Raw genomic sequence first — 19,985 nt, 5'->3', positions numbered from 1 at the left:
ATGGAATATATCACCTGCCCGATGCTGATTGGCGGCGAGCTGACCTATGGCTCGGGCGGCGAATGGATCGAATCGATCGATCCTTCGACCGAAGAGCCGCTGGGCCGCGCACCTGCCGGCACTGCCGGGGACGTCAATGCCGCCGTCGCCGCCGCGAAATCGGCGCAGCATGCATGGGCCGAAACCACGATCTGGGAACGGCGCGATATGCTGCGCCAGCTTGCCGCCGCCGTGCGCGAACGGGCAGAAGACGTCGCACGGCTGGAAGCAGCCGACGGGGGCAATACCATTGCCAATCTGGGCAACGATCTGTTCAAATCGGCCAACCAGTTCGAATATTTCGCGGGCCTAATTTCCGAGATCAAGGGCGAGACGATGAACACGCTCTCGTCCGGCATGCATATGAGCTGGCGGGTGCCCTATGGCGTGGTCGGGCGGATCGTGCCGTTCAACCATCCCTTCATGTTCGCCACGGCCAGCTGCGCCGCACCGCTCGCGGCGGGCAATTGCGTCGTGCTGAAAACACCCGAAACCAGCCCGCTGAGCGCAGGGATCTTTGCCGAGATCTGCGCACGCGTCCTTCCCGCGGGCGTCGTCAATATCGTGTCGGGCTATGGCCTGCCGGTGGGCGATACCATTGCGCGCCACGCCGATGTCCGCCGGATCGGCTTTACCGGTTCGGTACGCACCGGCCTTGCGATCCAGCGCGCCGCTGCCGAAAGCGCTATCAAGCATGTCACGCTGGAACTGGGCGGCAAGAACCCGCTGATCGTTTTTCCCGACGCCGATCCGGTCAAGGCGGCCGATGCCGCGATCGCGGGCATGAATTTCGCATGGGCGGGGCAAAGCTGCGGCTCTACCAGCCGGGTGCTGGTGCACGAATCCCTGCGCGCCAAAGTAACCGAGCGACTGGTCGAACGGATGCAGGCGATCCGGGTCGGCAATGCCAGCGATCCCGCGTCCGACATGGGCCCGCTCAATTCCGCGGCCCACCGCGACAGGGTTCAGGCGCTGGTCGATATCGGCAAGCGCGAAGCAACTCTGCTGATGGGCGGTAACCGGCCAGAAGGCGCGCAGTTCGACCGCGGCTTCTTTATGGCCCCAACCCTGTTCACCGATGTCACCGCCGATATGACCATCGCGCGCGAGGAAGCATTCGGCCCCGTGATCACCATCCAGTCATGGACTGACGAGGATGCGATGATCGCCATGGCCAACGGCACCGAATTCGGCCTGACCGCATCGCTCTTTACCAATGACATCACCAAGGCGCTGCGCACGGCCGCCGCTGTCGAAAGCGGCGTCACCAATATCAATGGTGCGCGCATGCACTTCGTCGGCGCGCCATTCGGCGGCATCCGCAACAGCGGGCTTGGCGGGGAAGAGTGTCTCGAAGAGCTGCTGAGCTATACCGAGACACGCTCCGTCCACATCACGCTCTAAGTTCGGAGGCCGCGCCCTTGTCGGCGCGATCGCGGGCGGTATCGCCCGATGCTTCCGCCAGCTTGACCGTAATGGCGCGCGCCGCCCGGTTCAGGTCGGGCAGGTAACGCTCGATCGCGGTTTCCTGCTTCATCGAGACCGAAAAGAACACCAGAGTCAGCGCGCCGCAGATTTCGCCCTCGCTGAAAATCGGCACTGCGATGGAGCTGGTGCGCCCGGGCGTGTTGGTGAAACGGTTATAGCCGCGCAGCACATAGCCCTGCGCGCGCACGGTTTCCGAAAACTCGGGGTCGCGCAGCCGTTCGATGATCAGCGGATCGCTCGCATTGTCGAGGCCTGCTGCGGCATCCAGCCACGCCTGGCGCTGCTCTTCATCGCTATAGGCAAGCACCACATGGCCCGATGCGCATTCGATCAGCGGGAATGCGGCGCCGGGCTGGTAATTGGTCAGCGCCATGGGCGAAGCCGAATGGGTGCAATCGCGCACCAGCATATGCTGCCCCACGCGCGTCGTCAGCGACACCGGCCAGAAATGCTTGGCCGTCAGCGATTCCAGCTTCGGCCGCGCGATCCCGACGAGATCGTTGTGATCCTTATACCCTTGCGACAGCGTGTTCACGAAGGCCGTCGGCCTGTAATATTTGCGGCTCGGCTCCCGCTCCAGCATGCCTTCGTCGATCAGTGTGTTCACAATGCGGCAAGTGGTGGGATAGGGAATGCCGACCGCTTTCGATATCTGCATCATCGAAAGGGCTTCGGCCTGATTGACCACACGCAGAACCGTCATGGCCCTGCCGATGGAACGAATATGAGCGTTTTCCATGTCAACATCCCTGAACCGTCACTATTTGTTACAGCAAGGTTTCATGGATGGGCCGATGCGCTGAGAAAAATTTGCCTGACTATCCGCCAGGCGAATAGTTTTTTGGGAACCGGGCTCCATATGATGGACCCAATTCGGCACAGACATCCCAAGAATCGACAATAAATCGTTTTGTATCAGCCTATTAAGCAAATTCTCAATTGGGTTCACTCTGTTTCCGATCCTTTTCGCAGTTGCACAATCGATCTTGCCACCCGGCGACCGAAAATTACGGCGGTGCGCGCAAAAATAACCTTGATACAAACCCTTACCGCCCCGGCGAGTCGCAAACCCGTTTTCCGCCTGTCGACAAATCGGCAGAACAGGCATGCACCGCCCAGCTTTTCCGACGCAGATGGCCCGATCTCCATCGCGTCTCCAATCCGGCAAGGACTGAACATGACAAATCGCACCTCCGCCCTTCCCGTCGATCCCCTTTTCCTCGATCGCTGGTCGCCCCGGTCTTTCGACGGCAGCGCGATGAAACGCGACCAGCTTATGACCATCCTAGAAGCGGGCCGCTGGGCGCCTTCCGCTTTCAACTATCAGCCGTGGCGGTTCCTGTTCAGCATGCGCGGCGATGCGCATTGGGGCGAATTCCTGAACCTGCTGATCCCGTTCAACGCGGGATGGGCCCGCGACGCCAGCGCGCTGGTCTTTGTCGTCTCGGACGAAAAAATGCGTAGCGAGCGGGGCGACAAGCCTTCGCACAGCCATAGTTTCGACGCAGGCAGCGCATGGGGCTTTATGGCCCTGCAAGCGCACAAAATGGGTTTTGCCACCCATGGAATGACCGGTCTGGAATTCGACAAATGCGCCGAAGGGCTCGCCCTGCCCGACGGTTTCCGCGTCGAAGCCGCATTCGTCGTTGGCCTTCAGGGCGATGCCGCCCTGCTGCCAGAGGGTCTGCGCGAACGCGAATTGCCCAGCGACCGCAAGCCGCTGGACCAGATTGCCATGAACGGGCCGTTCAGCAAACCGGACTGAACCCGAACGGCTGGGCGGTCAGGCGCCGGAACGGCCGCTCATGGTCGCTCCGGCATCGTCGGCCAGTCGCATGAACCATGGCATTGATGCCAGCGATACTCCCGCCAGAACGAAAAATGCCGCCGAGACAGCCGCGCCCTGATCGGCGGTAAAGCGGCCCAGCAAATTGACCGAAAGCGTGGCGATCGCGATACCGAAGCTTTGCGCCAGTTGCTGGCTGATGCTGGAAATCGTCGATGCGGCCGAAAATTCCGCCTTGGGCAGACCCGAAAAGCTGAGCACCGATAGCGAAATCAGCTGCATCGACCGCAGGATGCCCTGAACGAACAGTACGGCGAAAATCACATAGCTTGCCGTTTCCTTTGCGAAAAACCCGCATGCCGCCACGCTAAGCGCGACGCCGACCGAATTCGCGGTCAGAAATGCACGGAAACCCGCCTTGCGCAGCGCCCAGGTGGTCATGGCCCGCCCCGTCAGCGATCCCAGTGCCAATGCAAGGATAAGCCCGCCTGCCTCTGCCGCGGTCATGCCGAACCGCAGCTGGAAAAGCAGTGCCAGCAGGAACGGCGTCGCCCCCGTCAGCGTGCGGACCCACATGCCGCCGATATTGGCGGTCCGCACCAGCACATGGCGGAACGGCGCAAGGCTGAGCACCGGATTGCGGCTGCGCCGTTCATGCATACGATAGATCGCAAACAGCAACAGGCCCGAGCCTGTAACGATGGTGGCGAACAGCCAGTCGGCCTGCATGCCGCCCAGTGCCCCGACGCCGACCGCCACTGCCGCCAGTCCGGCCATGAGCAGGAGGGAACCGGTAAAATCGAACGGATCGCGATGCGCGGCAGGCACGGCCGCAATTTGCCGCAAGACCATCGCAAAGCCCAGCATCGCCAGCGGCACCATCACCAGAAACAGCCAGCGCCACGACCCGGCCGTCACCAGCAAACCCGCCACCGGTGGGCCGATTACCGGCCCAAGCAGCAATGGCATGGTCAGCGCGGCCATGGCCTCGACGAATTTCGTCTCGTCCGTCGCGCCCAGCACGATGACGCGCCCGACCGGCAGCATCATGGCACCCGCCGCCCCCTGAAATACGCGCGCGGCCAGCAACATGCCGGTGTTCACGGCCAGCCCGCAGGCCAGCGCTGCCGCACCGAACAGAACCAGCGCGGCAAGGAACAGGCGGCGCGCACCCAGCCGGTCCACCGCCCAACCGCACAGCGGAAGCGCCGCCGTGGCTCCGGCGATATAGGCGATGATCACGCTGTCATAGGACAGCGGATCGCCGCCGAATTCGCGGGCGATATCGGGTATGGCCACTGCCACCGAGCTGAGGTCGAAGGCCTGCACGAAACAGGCGCAGCCGACGATGGTCGCGGGCGATGTCAGCCGCCCGGCGATTGCGCGCCAATCGATCCTGTTACGCAAGCGCGATGCCCTGTCAGGTGATGACCTGTCCGATGATGATCTGTCCGGTGATGACCTGTCCGGTGCGGCCTGCCCCTCGTCGCTCAATAATTCCTCCACCCCATGGGAATATGGGCTGGGTAGGCTGAACGGGCCATACCACCATGGCGCAGCGCGGGAATTCTCGCACCGCGAACATGATTGGCCATGCGGACTATCGGCGGCAGCCGTTTGCCATATTGTCGGCAACAGTCACTGCGCATCCCGCATCGCGGGCCGCGCCAAGCCGGGAACGACGATTATCGTGCAGCCAACCGACGCCCAGAATTCGGCCGAAACCGCGCCTGCCAAAAAGCAGGCGGAAGAAAAGCTGCCATTCCTGTTGTGTACGGGATTTGGCGTGGGATCGCTGGGCATCGCGACCATGTTGAACGTGCCGACGGTGTTCTTTCCGGTACTGATGACGACGGTTCTGGGGCAATCGGCCGCACTGGCGGGCGCCTTGCTGACCATTTCCAAGCTTTACGACATTCTGGCCGATATCGCGATTGGCGTCGCCAGCGACCGGACCAAAAGCCGGATGGGCCGCCGCCGCCCCTATCTGGCGGCAGGCGCGATCATCGGCGCCGCGTCGCTGGTGATGGTGTTCATCCCGCCCGCAATCACCGGTTGGGCGCTGACCGCCTATATGGCCGTGGCGCTGATCATCTATTCGACCGGCTATTCGCTGTTCGCCGTGCCCTATGTAGCGATGGCGGGCGAGATGACCGACGGCTACCACGAACGCACTCGATTGCTGTCGTTCCGCACGTTCTTTATCGCCATCGGCCAGTTGCTGGCGGCGGCGGGCATGGCGGCTCTGGTCGATTGGGGCGGCGGCGGTGCGCAGGGCTATGCCCTGCTGGGCGCGGCATCGGGCACCATCGTCTTTACCACCATGATGCTGTCGTTCATCGGCACGCGCAATGCGCGCAAGGTGGAATGGGTCGAGGCAAAAGGCCCCCGTCCGCCCCGCATGGAGCAAGTGAAGACCATCATCGGCAACACGCCCTTCATGCAGTTGATGGGCGCCAAGACGTTCCTTTATCTCGCCATTTCGATCATCAGCACCACCAAGTTGCTGTTCCTTCTGAACGTGCTGAAGGTCGGATATGAAGGGCTGGTGCATCTGACGATGTCGCAGAACATCGTCGCCATGCTGATCGTGCCGTTCTGGACCTGGGCGGGTCGCAAGTTCGGCAAGACGCGCAGCTATCAGGCCGCGATCCTGATCCTCAGCTCGCTTTATGCCAGCTATTATTTCACGTCAGAGGGCATCACCGTGCTGGAACTGTGGATTCGGGGCGCGGTAAACGGCATTGCGGCATCGGGCGTGACATTGATGGGCATTTCGATGCTGCCCGATGTGATGGAATTCGACCGCAAGCGCACCGGCGCGCGTCGCGAAGGTGTGTTTTCCAGCATCTATGCCTTTATGGAAAAGGTCGCCTTTGCCATCGGCCCCGGCCTGATGGGCGTGCTGTTCGCAGTGGCCGGTTTCGTGCCCAGCACCGGCGGCCAGATCGTCGAGCAATCGGCAAGCGCGGTGCATGCCCTCTATGCCGGTATCGCGATCATTCCGGCCCTACTGACGCTGACCAGCTTCATGATCATGACCCGCTATCGCCTGAACGAACAGGCGCTGGCCGACATGCCCGAATATACCGCGCAGGCCTGACCGGTTCGATCAGCCGAGGAAATCCTCGACGATACCGGCCAGAAGTTCGGTATCCAGATCGAACATGCCATGCGCCAATTCGGGCAATTCGCGCACATTGGCGCGCGGCAATAGGGGATAGGCGCGGCGGCTCTGTTCATACAGGTCGTCGCCCACATTCACCAGCATCGCCGGATGGGTCAGTCGGGGCAAGGCCGCGAACAGGTCGTAAGCATAGACCGCGCCATAACCTGCCGCCGTATCCACGGCGCGCAGGTTCTCTGTTACCGAGCGGTGGAGCCATGCGGCATCGACGCGCGGATCGCACATGCTGCCCACCAGATCCCACATCCGCTGGATATGGCTGCCGTCGCGGGCGGGCTGCGGCCATTGCGGCAGCAGCGCCAGTTTCTCCGCGCGCTGGCCGGCATCATACATCGGCAGCGAGAAAAAGATGACCCGCCGGACCCGATCGGGAGCGCCCAGCGCCATCTGGCACGATGTGACCGAACCGGTGTGATAACCCGCCACATCGACCGGCCCCATATCGATCAGCCCTTGTGCGACCAGATGATCGGCCAGCGCCAGATTGGCATCCGCGAAATCGGCAATCGCGGGCATGTCCGGCAATGGGTCCGACGCGCCGTAACCGGGCGTATCGGGTGCGATAACCACCCGCCCCGCGCGCGCCAGCCTGCGCATGAAACGTTCATAGATCCACCCGCTCTTGGGCGTGGGATGGAGCAGAAAGAGCGGGGGGTGCATGCCCCCCCGCTCTCCCGCGATGCGATAATGGATCTGGCCGTTACCGTAACCGGCATAGGCCCGGCGGCTGGCCGGATCAGCCATAGACAGGCCCCTCATAGGGGATAGCGGGCCGGACCCGCAGCGATACGTCGCAATTGGTCAGTGGCTCCACCCCGTCGGCGGTGACGAGGATCTGGTCCTCCACATGCATATTGCCCCAGCCGATCTCGTAATAGGGCATGTCGAGCGAGAAGATCATGTTCTCCTCGAACACGAACTCGCCATTGCCGCCGGGAAGGACGGGGCCGATCGGAATCTTGTGATCCGAATGTTCCAGCCCGATCGAATGCGGCGTTGCAAAAAAGAACCCTTCAAACCCTGCGCCGCGCACTGCATCGACCACCGCAGCCGTCGCCTCCGCACCGGTGACGCCGGGGCGGATGGTGTCGAGCAAGGCCTGACAGCCGATCTTGACTGCCTCGACACGCTGCAGCACATCCTCGCGCGGGGTGCCGACCACCGCCACGCGGCCCAGATCGCCGTGATAGTTCTGATATTCGCACAAGCCGTCGAAGGTGATCGTCTCACCTTCCAGCACGCCGCCCATGTTATTATTGGTGCCATGCTGGCCGGTGGCGAGATAGAGGCCGCGACCGCCCCGCTTGGCAATCTCGACATTATAGATCGTTTCAAGCTCCATGCGGGGCATGCCCACGCGGATGGAATCGATGACGGCTTCCAGCGCTTCCTCGTTCATCGTCGCGACCTTGCGCATCAATTCGATTTCGCGCGGGGTTTTGACCATCCGGATCTCGCGGAACAATGTCGTCGCATCGGAAATCTGCACGCCCGGCATGCCGATTTCGTGCAGCCAGCCCCCGATACGCGGATCGTCGGACCCGATGCGCGCATTTTCCAGACCGGCATCGGTAATGCCCATCTTCAACGCATATAGCGCGTTCACCGCTGCCTTGCCCTTATGCGCTTCCATATAGGCAAGATATTCCTCGTCGCGCGGGCTCAGCGTGTTGTGGCTGATCGGCCATTTCATGCCATAGGCGACGGCTTCGGGATCTTCGACATCGGGGTCGAAATCGCGCCGGTCCTGATAGACCGGATGGACATAGGGGATGCGGTTTTCCATCCAGGTCGCATCGGGCTTGTGAAAAAAGCGGAGATGTTCGACCCCCGTCACGATCAGCGCGGCAGGCTTGGCCGGATCGCGCGGAAGCAGTGCGTAATTATAGAACGGACGCCGCATCCGCATCAGCGCGCCCCAGTAATCCGACAGATAATAGACATTGATCGGGGCGACGGCGATCAGCGCGTCCAGCCCTTCCCGATCCATGATCCTGTTGGCACGTTCGCGGTTGAGAAGCATGTTGCGGCACTCCGTTTTCTGTTCGCCGCAACATTAGGCACGCGCTGCGCGAATGCATCCCGGCGAAGTGCCATGTAATTGCACTGCGATCATCGCAGGGTGCGAAAGCAGCAACACGGACCCGTCTGGGCTAGGACTGATGCGGAAAGGACGACAGCCATGACCAAAACAACAAAGCCGCGCCGCATGCATCTGTTCTCTATGCCGATGGGGGCTGGCGGCCATCTGGCCGGATGGCGCCATCCCGGCGCCGATGCGGCGTCGCTGATGACGCTGGGCTATTGGCAAAAGATCGCCGCGCTGTCGCAGCAGGGCTGTTTCGATGCGATGTTCATTGCGGATTCGCAAGGGTTCCGCCCCATTGCCGGTGCCGATGCGTTCAGCCGCACCGATGCGATCCGGCTCGATCCGCTGGTCCTGCTGGGCGCGCTGTCGGCAACGACCAGCGGGCTTGGCCTGATCGCCACGATCTCGACCAGCTATAACGAGCCCTATGCCATCGCCCGCAGGCTTTCGACGCTGGATCATCTGTCGGACGGACGCGCGGGCTGGAACGTCGTCACTTCCACCAGCGAGAACGAGGCGCATAATTTCGGCCGCGACAGCCATTTCGGCCATGCCGAACGCTATGAACGGGCCGAGGAATCGATCGCGGTCTGCCGCGGCCTGTGGGACGGCTGGGAAGATGGTGCGGTGCTGGCCGATGCGGCGCGGGGACAGTTCCTCGATCCTGCAAGAGTCAACGGGCTGTTCCACAAGGGAAAACATTTTTCGGTCGCAGGGCCGCTGACGCTGGGCCGGTCGCCGCAAGGCCATCCCCTGGTCGTGCAGGCAGGCGCGTCGGAACAGGGGCTGGACCTTGCCGCGCGCAGTGCCGATGCGGTGTTCACTTCACATCCCACGATGGATAGCTGCATCGCGTTCTACAACGATCTGAAGCAGCGCGTCGCCGCCGCCGGACGCGATCCCGACAGCCTGCGTATCCTGACCGCGATCCAGCCCGTTCCCGCGGGTAGCGATGCCGAAGGGCAGCACGAGGCGGAGATGATGAACGATGCCATCCCGGTCGAGCTGGGCCTGTCCTATCTGTCGACCGCGCTGGGCGGGATCGATTTCACCGGCTATGATCTCGACGGCCCTCTTCCCGAATTGCCACCCAGCAACGCATCGCAGGGGACGCGCAACCGTATCATCGACATGGGCAAGCGCGGGATGAAACTGGGCGAGATTGCCATTGCCATTGCCGCCACGCGCACGTCGCGACCCTTGGCCGGCACGGCGACGACCATCGCGGACGAGCTGGAAAAATGGTTCGATGCGGGGGCCTGCGACGGCTTTGTCATTGCGCCGCCTGCCATGCCGGTCATGCTGGAACGCTTTGTGGAATCGGTCGTGCCCGAACTGCAAAAGCGCGGGCGGGTGCGTACCGCCTATGAAGGGGTGACATTGCGCGACAATCTGGGGCTCCCCCGCCCGCAATCGCGCTATACCGCCGATCCCTCGTTGCGGCAGGAGCCGGAGATCTGGCAGCGCGGTTGATCCGCGCTGCCACCCGAACGAGGGAAGCGGTCAGAGAAAGGCGAAAATCCCCGCTGCCTTGCCGGCAGGGCCCGCCGCTACCTCGATGCTGCGCGCATCGGGCATGGCGGCAACGAAATCCTGCACCCGAGCGCGCAGCGTCGGCAGTTCGGCAACCGAATCCAGAAATCCGGTCCGTTTCGAAAGCAGGGGCAACCGCTCGGTCGCGCGATAGGCAAAGGCGGCGCGATAGGATTTATGATAGCTGGTGACGCTTTTCAGCAATTCGATCACCCGCTCGTGCATTTCCTCAGCCCCCGGAACCGCACGGGTCATCAGCCGGTGTTCGGGATCGCGCAGGAAATAGGGGTAATGCATTGCCTGATCGCGGATAAAGTTGAACGCCCAGATCAGATGGCGGCCATATTCGTCCGGTTCGATCGCGGGCGCGTATCTTTCCAGCAGCAAGGCGCGCATCTCCGGCTCGTAATCGCCGATACCGTCGAATAGCACCGCATCAACGCGCGCGGCATGGGCGATGCCCAGTTCCGCCGCGATCCGCGCGCCGGTATGCGTGCCATAGACCGGCGCATGATCGATCCCCAGCGCCGTCATGAACTCGGCCACCCGGTCGGCATACCATGCGATATCGGGCGTTTCGACTGCGGGTTCGACGCTGTCGCCATTACCCAGCGTGTCAGGCGCGATCAGCCGCCGTTCGGGCGCCAGCGCCGCCAGCGCCGCCATCAATCCCTCCAACCCGCGCGAAGAGCCCGGCGAAGCATGCAGCATGATCAGCGGCGCGCCATCGGCTGGTCCGACATGCCGGTAATGGACAAGCCCTGCCCCGATCCGCGCAAATCCACGGTCGATCAAAACGCTCTCGCCCGTCATTGCGGCTTGCGCCCCGATGCGACGAACCATGAACGGAACACGCCCTTGCTCTCGGTTCCAAAGCCATTGTTGGCCGGAACAGCCTCTCCGACGGCATCCTGATAACCGGCCATTACATCGACGAACCCTGCCGCACGCAGCAGGTTTTCGTAATCCGCGCTGATCGCGCTGCGCCAGTTGGGTTCGTTATTGTAGTCCAGCTCGATCTCGCCGCGGATCTGCGTCCACAGCGGCACGCTGTCATAGCGTTGCGGCACTTCCAGATGGGCCACGATACCACCGGGTTTCAGCAGGCGCAGCGATTCCGCCATGATCGCGCCCAGCGCGTCGGGGCTGGTTTCGTGCAGCATCACGCTGGAACAGACACAGTCGAAGCTGGCGTCGGGGAAAGGCGCGTGTTCGGCATCCCCCTGCACGAAATGCACCGCGACACCCAGCGCCGAAGCGCGCGCCTGCGCATATCGGAGCACCGATCCGCCCACATCAAGGCCGTAAACGTCACTGTCGGGAAACGTCCTGGCCAGCGGAACAGCCGATGCGCCCACGCCGCAGCCCAGTTCGATCAGGCTGGCCGGCTGCATATCGGGCCACCGCGCCAGCAGATGTGACGCCAGCGTCCATCCGCGTCCGTCGTTCAGGAAACCGCCGTTGCGGCCCAGCATATAGACCGCCCCGCCCCGATCCATCAGCGCACCCTGCGTCACATCGCCGCGATCATGTGCATAGCCGCCGGGCATCAGATGGACGTCCCTGTCCTCCAGATAGGCGGGCTGCACCATGTCGGGATCAAGCGTCAGCGAGCCCAGCAATTCGATCGACGCCGCCTCACTGGCAAGGCTGTCCGCCTGCCGCCCGACGCTCACGCCCACGCAATCCCATAACAGATCCTGCGCCGCGCGGCGCAGTCCCAGATAGCCCGAGAAGCCCGACAGCTCGCGCAATCTGGCATAGGTTTCCGCCGCCCGGTCGTTGTGCCCCGCTCCGGGGTCGAGCGCATCGGCAGCCGCGCTTTCGAACGGCTCGATCTCGCCTGCGATATAGCCTTTGAGATCGCGGACGAACAGCTGTTCGGCGGTTTCGTCGTGATTGGCGACAGGCAGCATGGAATGGGTACCGCTCATTGCAAATCTCCCTCGACTTCGGAGCTAACGGCCAGTTCGGCATCGCGGGCAGCGCCGTCCCGTACGGGTTTCATCACCTTGGCGATGATGCGCTGGCGGATCGCGTCGCGTTCGGCCTGCGCGCCTGCATCGGGGCGGAAATCCTCGACCGCGCTGCCGGTAATCGTGCCGCCGTCTGCCAGCACTCGCTCCAACGTATCGACCCTCTCGCGCAGAACGGCCAGTTCGCTGGTCAGGGCCACCACCATACCCAGCAGCCGGTCGTCGGCCTCGCTCATATTCGGGATCGGCAGGCGGCGTTTATAGGGTTTGTCCATGTCGCTCCTCAGCCTTCCGCGGGCGCTTCGCCGCGCAGGGTCATGTCCCGCTCGTTCAGCGGATAGAATTGCATCACGAACACGCTGAGCACGAGAAAGCCGGTCGAAAACACGCAATAGCATAGCGCTATGCCCAGAATGGCGCTCTCCGGCTGTTTGACGATCTGCCCGCCCGAAGCCTCGATATATCCGAACAGGCCCAGAATGATGCCGGTCAGCGATGCACCGATGGCCTGACCCAGCTTTTCGACCATGATATAAAGGCCCGCAAAGCTCCCCTCGATCCGGTCGCCGGTGCGGCGGCGCTGGAATTCCATCGTATCGGGCAGCATCGACTGGCTGATCATCACGATACCGCCATTGCCAAGTCCCGCCAGCAGGCCGATGCCGATGATCATCCAGCCCGGCGGCTGCTTGGTCAGCAGGAACCACAACAGCCAGACGCAGGCCGTGAATATGCCCCCTGCCGTATAGGCCTGCCGCTTGCCGAAACGCCGCGCCAGCCACAGCCAGAACGGTTGCGCGACAACCGTGCCGATGGTCAGCGTCAGATAGATCGTGCCCAGCCATTCGTCGGTCATGCCCAGCCGCCGCTGCACGAAAAACGGCGCCGAAGCGGTATGCAGCGCCGCCGCGCTCAGCAACATAAGCTTGGCTGCCTGCAGGATGACGAAGGGCCTGTTCTTCATCGCCATGCGCATCTGCTGGCGATAGGGGACATGGCTGGCGCGATCGACCTCTTGCATGCGTGCCTGCCGCGTCATGAAGAAACACGCCATCAATACGCCAAAGACAAACAGTCCGATGATCACTGCCATGATCCGGTGGCCTGCCAGCCCCCCGCCGAAATAGGCAATCAGGCTGGCCGTCGCGAAACCGCCCATCATATTGCCGAGCGAACCGTTGATCACGCGAAAGCTCATCAGCCGGGACCGTTCATGCGGATTGTCGGTCATCTCCGCAGGCATCGCCATATAGGGGACCGCGAAAATGGCATAGGCGGTCGCATGCAGGATCAGCATGCCCGCCAGCATGAATGTCGCCGTCGTGGTGTTTTCGACCACGGGCACGTTGAACACCAGCATGAATACCAGCCCGCAGGCAAAGGCCCCCGCGAAAAGGAACGGCCGCCTGCGGCCCCAGCGCGATCGTGTGCGGTCGGACAGAGTGCCGATGATCGGATCGGCAACGGCATCATACAGCTTGGCAGCAGCAAAGATCGTGCCCGCCACTTCGGCAGGAACCGCCATGAAATCGGTCATGAAACGCAGCAACAAATAGCTGCCGACCATATAGGCCGTTACGCCCAGCGTCCCCAGGCTCCATCCGATCGACAGCGACAGCGGCAGCTTACCGCCCTTTCGGCCGTCGCCACGATGCATACCGTCCGGCTGGTCCGCGACTGCGCCGTATTCCATAACCCGATTACCTGTCATTACCGCCTTGTGCCCGTCCGCCCATGTTCCACGCATAGGCAGATCGCGCATTTATCGCACTGCGAATACGGGGCCGGTTGCGGTTTCGCCTTGCACCCGCAGGCCGATTACACGCACCCTTCCGGCAAACAAAACGCCCGCCTGCCAAGGATGGGCGCGCCTTGGCCGCCAACACGCACAAACACGTAAACCATAACGAAAGTCATCCGCCATGTTGCTCAACCGCGAACGCGCCAATCTAGTCATGGACCGTCACGGGCTCGACGGGCTGGTCGCCGCGTTCAAGGAAAACATCTATTACCTCTCCGACTATTGGGGATCGATGTTCCTGATGTCGCGCAATTACACCTTGTTCGCCGTGCTGCCGCGCGATGAAAGCAAGCCGGCATCGCTGATCATGCCGGGCACGGGTGTCTATCATCTGGAACACGTGCCGACGTGGATGCCCAATGTGGCAACCTATATCACCCGCATCGACCCGCGTAAGATACCCGAGCGGGACTTCGAATTCACGACCGAGGAAGTGGACGAGGACGTTCCCCTAACCCCCTTCCCCCGCCGCGAAGGCGCGGTTCTGGCCGAACGGGACAAACAATTGCTGAACCGTTATGCGATGCATCGCGGCGGGGCGCAGATCACGGCAAGCCGCGCGCTGGCCAATGCATTGAAAGAGGCCGGTCTGGAAAAGGCGCGGCTGGGCTTCGACGATCCACGCGTGCTGGGCTGGATGCACGATCTGGGGCTCGACGGATTGCAGGGGCTCGACGCGCTCAACATCTTCAAGGAAATCCGCATGGTCAAAAGCCCGGCGGAGATCGAGCTGATCCGCAAGGCGGGCCAGATGGGCGAGCGCGTTCTGAACGCAGTGATCGACCGCATGGAAGTTGGCATGCCGCTTGACCATCTGGCCGATCTCCACGCCGAAATCGCCGCGCGCGAGGGTGGGCGTTCGGAATGGATCATCGCCAATATTCGCGGACTTGCCACCGGCAATGTCGAGGCGAACGAGCTGATCAAGCTGGATAGCGTGACGAGTTACAAGCAATATCGCGGCGATGTCGGGCGATCGGTCTATTTCGGAACCCCGACGGACGAGATGCTGCGCAGGTTCGACGCCGTTACCCGCGCCTTGCAGATCGCATATGACAATATCCGCCCGGGGGTGACCTTCAAGGAAATCTCGGCCCTCACGTTAAAGGCCGTGCATGACGAAGGCTTTCCCGGCTTCGTCATCGCGGGTCCGCATTCGGTGGGGCTGGAACATACCGACCACCCCGTTTCGGTCGGCGCGCAAATGCCCGGCCATCACCCGCTGGCGTTCGAGGAGAACATGGTCTTCACCCTCGACATGCCCTATCACGAGTTCGGATGGGGCACGACGCATGTCGAGGACATGATCATCGTGCGCAAAGACGGGTGCGAGCCGATCACATCGATGGATACCGCACTGCGCGTGAAGCAACCCTGATTTCCGGCACATCGGCCATTGGGCGGCGATCAAGCGCGACCATGATCGCCACGCGATAAAAATTCTATCGCCTGGCGACAGTTTTCCGCAAATCGCCTGTCAAAACCCCGGCCGATCGCATTCCTTTGTTGCAGTTCAATGAAGCTGCGGAGGGCTTGATGAAAACCGTAAGACAGCATGATGAGGGCTTTGAAATGATACGACCGCGCGTTCGCAAGGCGAAAGCCGCTCTGGCCATAGGCTGCGCGACCGGCACGCTGATGATGATGACGGCGCCTGCTCTGGCGCAGGACGCCGCCGCCACAGAGGAAACGGCGGCAAGCGCCGATGCGGGTCTTGGCGAAATCCTGGTCACCGCGCGCAAGCGTCAGGAAAGCATCCTCGACGTTCCCGTCGCCATCACCGCGCTCAGCGGAGAAGCTCTGCAGGAACGCGGCATCAAGGGCTTCAACGAACTCAACGATTTCGTCCCCGGCCTGCGCTATCAGAACAGTTCCGCCAACCGGAACGACCGCGGTTTCCAGACCTTCTCGATGCGCGGCATGTATCCCGGCGATTCCCCGAACCGTCAGGGCGTTACCGTTTTCGTCGACGGCGTGGCCATCCCCTCGGGCGCGATCCCCGGCATGTCCGACATCGAACGCGTCGAAGTCGTGAAGGGCCCGCAAAGCGCCTATTTCGGCCGTTCCACCTTTGCCGGCGCGATCAGCTTTACCACGCGTGCGCCCTCGCTCTATGAATTCAGCGGCCACGCCGACATGTCCTATTCGGGATATGGCACGGTCGAAGGCAATGTGAGCGTCGAAGCGCCCATCGTCGAAGGCGTGCTCGGCGCGCGGCTGGGCGGTTATTATTACTCCACCGATGGCTATTACGACAATGTCGGCTATCCGGGCCGCGCCGGTTCGCGCGAAACGCGCTCGGCCTCGCTGTCGCTGAATTTCCAGCCCAGCGACGATCTGAATATCCGCCTTTACGGCAATGTCTGGCAGGATTCCGACGGAGCATCGGCACAGGCGCTGCTGGCAGAGGATTTCTATAACTGCAATCCGGGCGGAACGGGCCGTGCGGTCGACGGCAATAATTATATTTGCGGCGCGGTCAGCAGCGTTCCCGAACAATGGATTTCGCAGAATACGGTGCTGGGCGGGCTGACCGACTACACCGTCATTTCCGACAATGGCGACCTGCCCAATCCGCTGCCCTATGATTTCATCGATCATCTGGGTCTGGAACGCGAAGCCTATCAGATCATCGGCTCGTTCACCTATGACATTGGCGACTATCAGCTGTCGGGGAACTTTGGAAAGAACAGCAACGACTGGGCCGCGCTGACCGAAACCTATAACCGGGCCGATCCCAGCTATTTCCGTGCCATCTATCTCCCCTATAACATCGACAATCATTCGGCCGAGCTGCGCTTCGGATCGAACAGCAGCAGCCCGCTGCAATGGATGATCGGTGCCAATTACTACTGGGAAGACATCTTCTTCGGCACGCGCGGATATATCAACGGCACCGCGCTGAACCTTGGCCAGCCGACCCACTACAAGGCCGAAACGATCGGCGTGTTCGGATCGGTCAATTACGATATCGGCGATCTGGTCACGCTGGCTGCCGAGGGCCGGTTCCAGTGGGACACGGTGAACCATTACAACTCGGCCGCAGCGGCGGAAGATACGTTCGATTCCTTCAGCCCGCGCCTGATCGCCACCTTCCACGCTACCGACGATATCGACATCTATGCATCGTGGTCGCGCGGCACGCGTCCCGGCACGTTCAATACGGCATTCTATTCGCTGCCCGCAGACGTGATCGATGCCGTGCAGGCGGTTCAGGAAGTGCCTTTCGCGGTTCCCGAAGAAAAGCTGACCAATTATGAAATGGGTGTGAAGGGCCAGTTCTTCGACCGGCGCCTGCGCCTGATGCTGGCAGCCTATTACATGGAATGGCGCGGCCGCCAGATTAACCAGAACATCCCCTATATCACGGTGGATGACGAAGGGCTGGAATCCCAGCAGACCGTGACCGTAACGCTCGCCAATGGCGCGACCGACCTCTACGGGATCGAGCTGGAAGGTGCGCTGGAAGTCACGCCCGAACTGACGTTCGAAGGCACCTTCAACTGGGCGGCAAGCGAGATTGTCTATACCGACTGCGCCGAATGCGTGTTCATCACGGGAGAGCGCAATCCGGTCGGCAATATGATGCAGCGTTCGCCGGAATTCAGCGGCTCGGCATCGGCGACATACCGCCGTCCGGTGTTCGACGACTGGGACGGGTTCCTGCGCGCCGACTATACCTATACCGGCAAGATGTACGCGACCGAGGCTAATCTGGCCAATACCGGCGCGGCCAATCGCGTGAACCTGCGGGCGGGTATCAACAACCCGACCTATGGCATCGAGCTGTTCGTCATCAACCTGTTCGACGACGATACGCCGACCAATATCCTGCGCAGTTCCAACCCGCGGCTTGCCGATGGCGAAGGGCAGAACACGCTGATCGTCTCTCCGCCCCAGCCGTTGACGCTGGGCATCAAGGGTTCGATCAACTTCTGACCGGGGCGGGGATCGGCACCGGCGTCACGGGATCGGACGCCGGTGCCATGGTCTTTGCGAGCCGGTCGGGCGGGCACGAAAAAGGGGCGGCACTGCAATTGCGGTGCCGCCCCGTTCGTTTGCGCCCGCCGGTCGTCAGCCGGGCTGCAGCATGTCCTCGACCGCCTCGGTCGACCGGACGAAGCCAAGCCGCGGGAAGATCGCCGCGACGGGAAAGCGGTGCATGTCGGCGGTAAAACTACCCATCGCATCCTCGGCAAACACCAGCGTGTAATGCCGCTCCCACGCATCGCGCGCGGTCGATTCCACGCCCATATTGGTCGCGATCCCGCATAGCACCAGCGTATCGATACCCCTGCGGCGCAATTGCAGATCAAGCTCGGTTCCGTAAAACGCGCCCCATTGGCGCTTTACGATGCGCAAATCGCCGTCTTGCACGTCAAGCGCTTCGTCGAACTGCGCGAAATTCGCCGCAGGCCCGTCGGGCGCGCGCTGGGCGGGCATGTCGCACGGGCGGTCGGGCGCATCGCAAAACCCCTTGTGCCAATCGACGCTGACCTGCACCACCAGCCCGCCCGCAGCGCGAAAGCGGCGGGCCAGCCTGTTCGAACGCGCGATGATTTCCGCCGCGCCGTGCGGCACATAGCTGCCTGCGGTGATGCCCTGTTGCAGATCGACGATTACCAGCGCGCTGCGGCGCGGGTCGAGAGTTTCCATAAGCCTTCTCGCTTTCTTTCATGGCCGGAAGTGTAAGGGAAAACCCCACACTATCCGACACGCCCCGCAATCCGGAAAAGCCGATGACGGGATTATCGCACGATGATCAATATGCCGCTGGCCAGACCATATTCGCCTGTCGGCCATTCGGACCTTCGCACGGGAATACAGCTGGCAGCGATGGCATTGCGGTCTTGTTGACGCAAGTTTATTGTACTATACATATATCAAATTAATCAGTGACCGGATGGGATCGAAATTGGCCGACAACACCCCTGCAACCGACGATAATCCTACGCCGCTCAGCGGTATCAGGATTATCGAATTCACCCATATGGTGATGGGACCGTCGATCGGCGTGATCCTGGGGGATCTGGGCGCCGATGTGATCAAGGTCGAACCGCCGCGCGGCGATCGAACGCGCGACCTGCTGGGTTCGGGATCGGGCTATTTCCCGATGTTCAACCGGAACAAGCGCAGCATCTGTCTTGACCTCAAGGACGAAACCGATCTGGCGACCGCGCAGCAACTGTGCGCCGACGCCGATGTGGTGATCGAAAATTTCCGCCCCGGCACGCTCGAGCGGCTCGGTCTCGGCTATCGGAAACTGTCCGCCGACAATCCCGGCCTGATCTATTGCTCGGCCAAGGGATTTCTGACCGGCCCTTATGAAAACCGCACCGCGCTCGACGAAGTGACGCAGATGATGGGCGGGCTGGCTTACATGACGGGCCCTCCGGGTCGTCCGCTGCGGGCGGGATCGTCGGTGGTGGACATCACCGGCGGCATGTTCGGCGTGATCGGCGTTCTCGCCGCGCTGGAACAGCGGCACCGGACCGGCAAGGGCAGCGAGGTCAAATGCAGCCTGTACGAGACGACTGCCTTTCTGGTCGGCCAGCATATCGCGCAAAAGGCGGTGACCGGCGCCGCCGCGCAGCCGATGCCGGTGCGTATCTCTGCATGGGCCATCTACGACGTGTTCGAAACCGCGGACGAAGGCGAACAGCTATTCGTCGGCGTGGTCAGCGACGGCCAGTGGAAGGTTTTCTGCAAGGAATTCGAGCTCGACGACTTTGCAAAGAACGAGGCATGGGCCGAAAACAACGAACGGGTGAAGGCCCGCGACCAGATCATTCCGCGCATCCAGCAATTGTTCAAATCGCAGCCCCGCGCCGCGCTGGTGGCGAAGCTGGAAAAATGCGGCCTGCCCTTTGCTCCCATCGTGCGCCCTGACGAGCTGGTCGACGACCCGCACCTTAATGCCGCGGGCGGGCTGGTCGATCTGCACCTGTCGGACGGTACGCAGGTCCGCCTGCCTTCCCTCCCTCTCGAATTCGATGGTAAACGACCGGGCGTGTTGCACGATCTGCCTGCCATCGACGAACATGGCGATACCATCCGCGCCGGACTTGCAGGACGCGCTCGCTAAA

General features: G+C 62.1%; 16 protein-coding genes. 7 read left to right on the top strand and 9 right to left on the bottom strand.

The window, feature by feature from the left end; all coding sequences use genetic code 11:
• Positions 1-1,443 carry an aldehyde dehydrogenase family protein gene (locus LOZ74_RS08005; protein WP_230293611.1) on the top strand — a complete coding sequence of 481 codons (1,443 nt, stop codon included), beginning with the start codon at positions 1-3 and terminating at the stop codon, positions 1,441-1,443.
• Here the strand turns inward: LOZ74_RS08005 and LOZ74_RS08000 are convergent.
• Positions 1,433-2,230, bottom strand: a complete 798-nt coding sequence (locus tag LOZ74_RS08000; RefSeq protein WP_230293610.1) for an IclR family transcriptional regulator — start codon at positions 2,228-2,230, stop codon at positions 1,433-1,435. The genes LOZ74_RS08005 and LOZ74_RS08000 overlap by 11 nt on opposite strands.
• Before the next feature lie 474 nt (positions 2,231-2,704).
• On the opposite strand from LOZ74_RS08000, the gene LOZ74_RS07995 reads away from it, so the two are divergent.
• Positions 2,705-3,292 carry a nitroreductase family protein gene (locus LOZ74_RS07995; protein WP_230293609.1) on the top strand — a complete coding sequence of 196 codons (588 nt, stop codon included), beginning with the start codon at positions 2,705-2,707 and terminating at the stop codon, positions 3,290-3,292.
• Between the two features lie 18 nt (positions 3,293-3,310).
• Here LOZ74_RS07995 and LOZ74_RS07990 read toward each other — a convergent pair whose 3' ends face one another.
• Positions 3,311-4,720 carry an MFS transporter gene (locus tag LOZ74_RS07990; protein ID WP_230293608.1) on the bottom strand — a complete coding sequence of 470 codons (1,410 nt, stop codon included), beginning with the start codon at positions 4,718-4,720 and terminating at the stop codon, positions 3,311-3,313.
• On the opposite strand from LOZ74_RS07990, the gene LOZ74_RS07985 reads away from it, so the two are divergent.
• Positions 4,662-6,416 (top strand): MFS transporter, encoded by a 1,755-nt coding sequence (locus tag LOZ74_RS07985; RefSeq protein WP_230293607.1) that lies wholly within the window; start codon positions 4,662-4,664, stop codon positions 6,414-6,416. The genes LOZ74_RS07990 and LOZ74_RS07985 overlap by 59 nt on opposite strands.
• Positions 6,417-6,425: 9 nt before the next feature.
• On the opposite strand, the gene LOZ74_RS07980 is transcribed toward LOZ74_RS07985, so the two are convergent.
• Positions 6,426-7,244, bottom strand: a complete 819-nt coding sequence (locus LOZ74_RS07980; protein WP_230293606.1) for an alpha/beta fold hydrolase — start codon at positions 7,242-7,244, stop codon at positions 6,426-6,428.
• Positions 7,237-8,523, bottom strand: a complete 1,287-nt coding sequence (locus LOZ74_RS07975) for a M24 family metallopeptidase (protein ID WP_230293605.1) — start codon at positions 8,521-8,523, stop codon at positions 7,237-7,239. The genes LOZ74_RS07980 and LOZ74_RS07975 overlap by 8 nt, the downstream gene beginning before the upstream one ends.
• Positions 8,524-8,682: 159 nt before the next feature.
• Here LOZ74_RS07975 and LOZ74_RS07970 point away from each other — a divergent pair, with 159 nt between their 5' ends.
• Positions 8,683-10,062: an LLM class flavin-dependent oxidoreductase gene (locus LOZ74_RS07970; protein WP_230293604.1), complete on the top strand. Its 1,380-nt coding sequence runs from the start codon at positions 8,683-8,685 to the stop codon at positions 10,060-10,062.
• A gap of 30 nt (positions 10,063-10,092) precedes the next feature.
• Here LOZ74_RS07970 and LOZ74_RS07965 read toward each other — a convergent pair whose 3' ends face one another.
• Genes LOZ74_RS07965 through LOZ74_RS07950 form a run of 4 tightly spaced genes read right to left on the bottom strand, consistent with a single transcriptional unit; the run spans position 10,093 to position 13,755 of the window.
• Positions 10,093-10,965 (bottom strand): alpha/beta fold hydrolase, encoded by an 873-nt coding sequence (locus LOZ74_RS07965; protein ID WP_230293603.1) that lies wholly within the window; start codon positions 10,963-10,965, stop codon positions 10,093-10,095.
• A complete protein-coding gene (locus tag LOZ74_RS07960) occupies positions 10,932-12,056 on the bottom strand; it encodes a class I SAM-dependent methyltransferase (protein WP_230293602.1) in 1,125 nt (374 codons plus the stop codon). Before LOZ74_RS07960 ends, LOZ74_RS07965 begins: the two co-directional genes overlap by 34 nt.
• Positions 12,053-12,373 carry a hypothetical protein gene (locus LOZ74_RS07955; protein WP_230293601.1) on the bottom strand — a complete coding sequence of 107 codons (321 nt, stop codon included), beginning with the start codon at positions 12,371-12,373 and terminating at the stop codon, positions 12,053-12,055. Before LOZ74_RS07955 ends, LOZ74_RS07960 begins: the two co-directional genes overlap by 4 nt.
• An 8-nt stretch (positions 12,374-12,381) precedes the next feature.
• Entirely contained in the window at positions 12,382-13,755 is a 1,374-nt protein-coding gene (locus LOZ74_RS07950) for an MFS transporter (protein WP_230293600.1), read from the bottom strand.
• A gap of 265 nt (positions 13,756-14,020) precedes the next feature.
• Between LOZ74_RS07950 and LOZ74_RS07945 the strand changes: the two genes are divergently transcribed.
• Both LOZ74_RS07945 and LOZ74_RS07940 read left to right on the top strand, forming a co-directional pair.
• On the top strand, positions 14,021-15,277 hold the full coding sequence (locus LOZ74_RS07945; protein ID WP_230293599.1) for a Xaa-Pro peptidase family protein: 1,257 nt from the start codon (positions 14,021-14,023) through the stop codon (positions 15,275-15,277).
• 158 nt (positions 15,278-15,435) lie between these two features.
• The gene (locus LOZ74_RS07940; RefSeq protein WP_230293598.1) at positions 15,436-17,838 is read left to right on the top strand and encodes a TonB-dependent receptor; all 2,403 of its coding nucleotides are present in this window, start codon (positions 15,436-15,438) and stop codon (positions 17,836-17,838) included.
• A gap of 135 nt (positions 17,839-17,973) precedes the next feature.
• On the opposite strand, the gene LOZ74_RS07935 is transcribed toward LOZ74_RS07940, so the two are convergent.
• Entirely contained in the window at positions 17,974-18,555 is a 582-nt protein-coding gene (locus LOZ74_RS07935) for a hydrolase (protein WP_230293597.1), read from the bottom strand.
• Between the two features lie 259 nt (positions 18,556-18,814).
• Between LOZ74_RS07935 and LOZ74_RS07930 the strand changes: the two genes are divergently transcribed.
• Positions 18,815-19,984, top strand: coding sequence for a CaiB/BaiF CoA transferase family protein (locus LOZ74_RS07930; RefSeq protein ID WP_370638888.1), 1,170 nt, complete (start codon positions 18,815-18,817; stop codon positions 19,982-19,984).
• The last annotated feature ends 1 nt before the right edge of the window (position 19,985 follow it).

Origin of the sequence: Croceicoccus sp. Ery5, from assembly GCF_020985325.1 — a bacterium.
GTDB lineage: Bacteria > Pseudomonadota > Alphaproteobacteria > Sphingomonadales > Sphingomonadaceae > Croceicoccus.
Note: the sequence above shows the minus strand (reverse complement) of the source record. Positions and strands in the feature narration are given on the sequence as shown.

Excerpts from the sequence above, each read along its gene's own strand:
- LOZ74_RS07945 (WP_230293599.1), top strand. The coding sequence starts at position 14,021 with ATGTTGCTCAACCGCGAACGCGCCAATCTAGTCATGGACCGTCACGGG.
- LOZ74_RS07935 (WP_230293597.1), bottom strand. The coding sequence starts at position 18,555 with ATGGAAACTCTCGACCCGCGCCGCAGCGCGCTGGTAATCGTCGATCTG.
- LOZ74_RS08005 (WP_230293611.1), top strand. The coding sequence starts at position 1 with ATGGAATATATCACCTGCCCGATGCTGATTGGCGGCGAGCTGACCTAT.
- LOZ74_RS08000 (WP_230293610.1), bottom strand. The coding sequence starts at position 2,230 with ATGACGGTTCTGCGTGTGGTCAATCAGGCCGAAGCCCTTTCGATGATG.
- LOZ74_RS07960 (WP_230293602.1), bottom strand. The coding sequence starts at position 12,056 with ATGAGCGGTACCCATTCCATGCTGCCTGTCGCCAATCACGACGAAACC.
- LOZ74_RS07985 (WP_230293607.1), top strand. The coding sequence starts at position 4,662 with ATGGTCGCGGGCGATGTCAGCCGCCCGGCGATTGCGCGCCAATCGATC.
- LOZ74_RS07980 (WP_230293606.1), bottom strand. The coding sequence starts at position 7,244 with ATGGCTGATCCGGCCAGCCGCCGGGCCTATGCCGGTTACGGTAACGGC.
- LOZ74_RS07950 (WP_230293600.1), bottom strand. The coding sequence starts at position 13,755 with ATGCATCGTGGCGACGGCCGAAAGGGCGGTAAGCTGCCGCTGTCGCTG.
- LOZ74_RS07995 (WP_230293609.1), top strand. The coding sequence starts at position 2,705 with ATGACAAATCGCACCTCCGCCCTTCCCGTCGATCCCCTTTTCCTCGAT.
- LOZ74_RS07940 (WP_230293598.1), top strand. The coding sequence starts at position 15,436 with ATGAAAACCGTAAGACAGCATGATGAGGGCTTTGAAATGATACGACCG.
- LOZ74_RS07975 (WP_230293605.1), bottom strand. The coding sequence starts at position 8,523 with ATGCTTCTCAACCGCGAACGTGCCAACAGGATCATGGATCGGGAAGGG.
- LOZ74_RS07965 (WP_230293603.1), bottom strand. The coding sequence starts at position 10,965 with ATGGTTCGTCGCATCGGGGCGCAAGCCGCAATGACGGGCGAGAGCGTT.
- LOZ74_RS07955 (WP_230293601.1), bottom strand. The coding sequence starts at position 12,373 with ATGGACAAACCCTATAAACGCCGCCTGCCGATCCCGAATATGAGCGAG.
- LOZ74_RS07970 (WP_230293604.1), top strand. The coding sequence starts at position 8,683 with ATGACCAAAACAACAAAGCCGCGCCGCATGCATCTGTTCTCTATGCCG.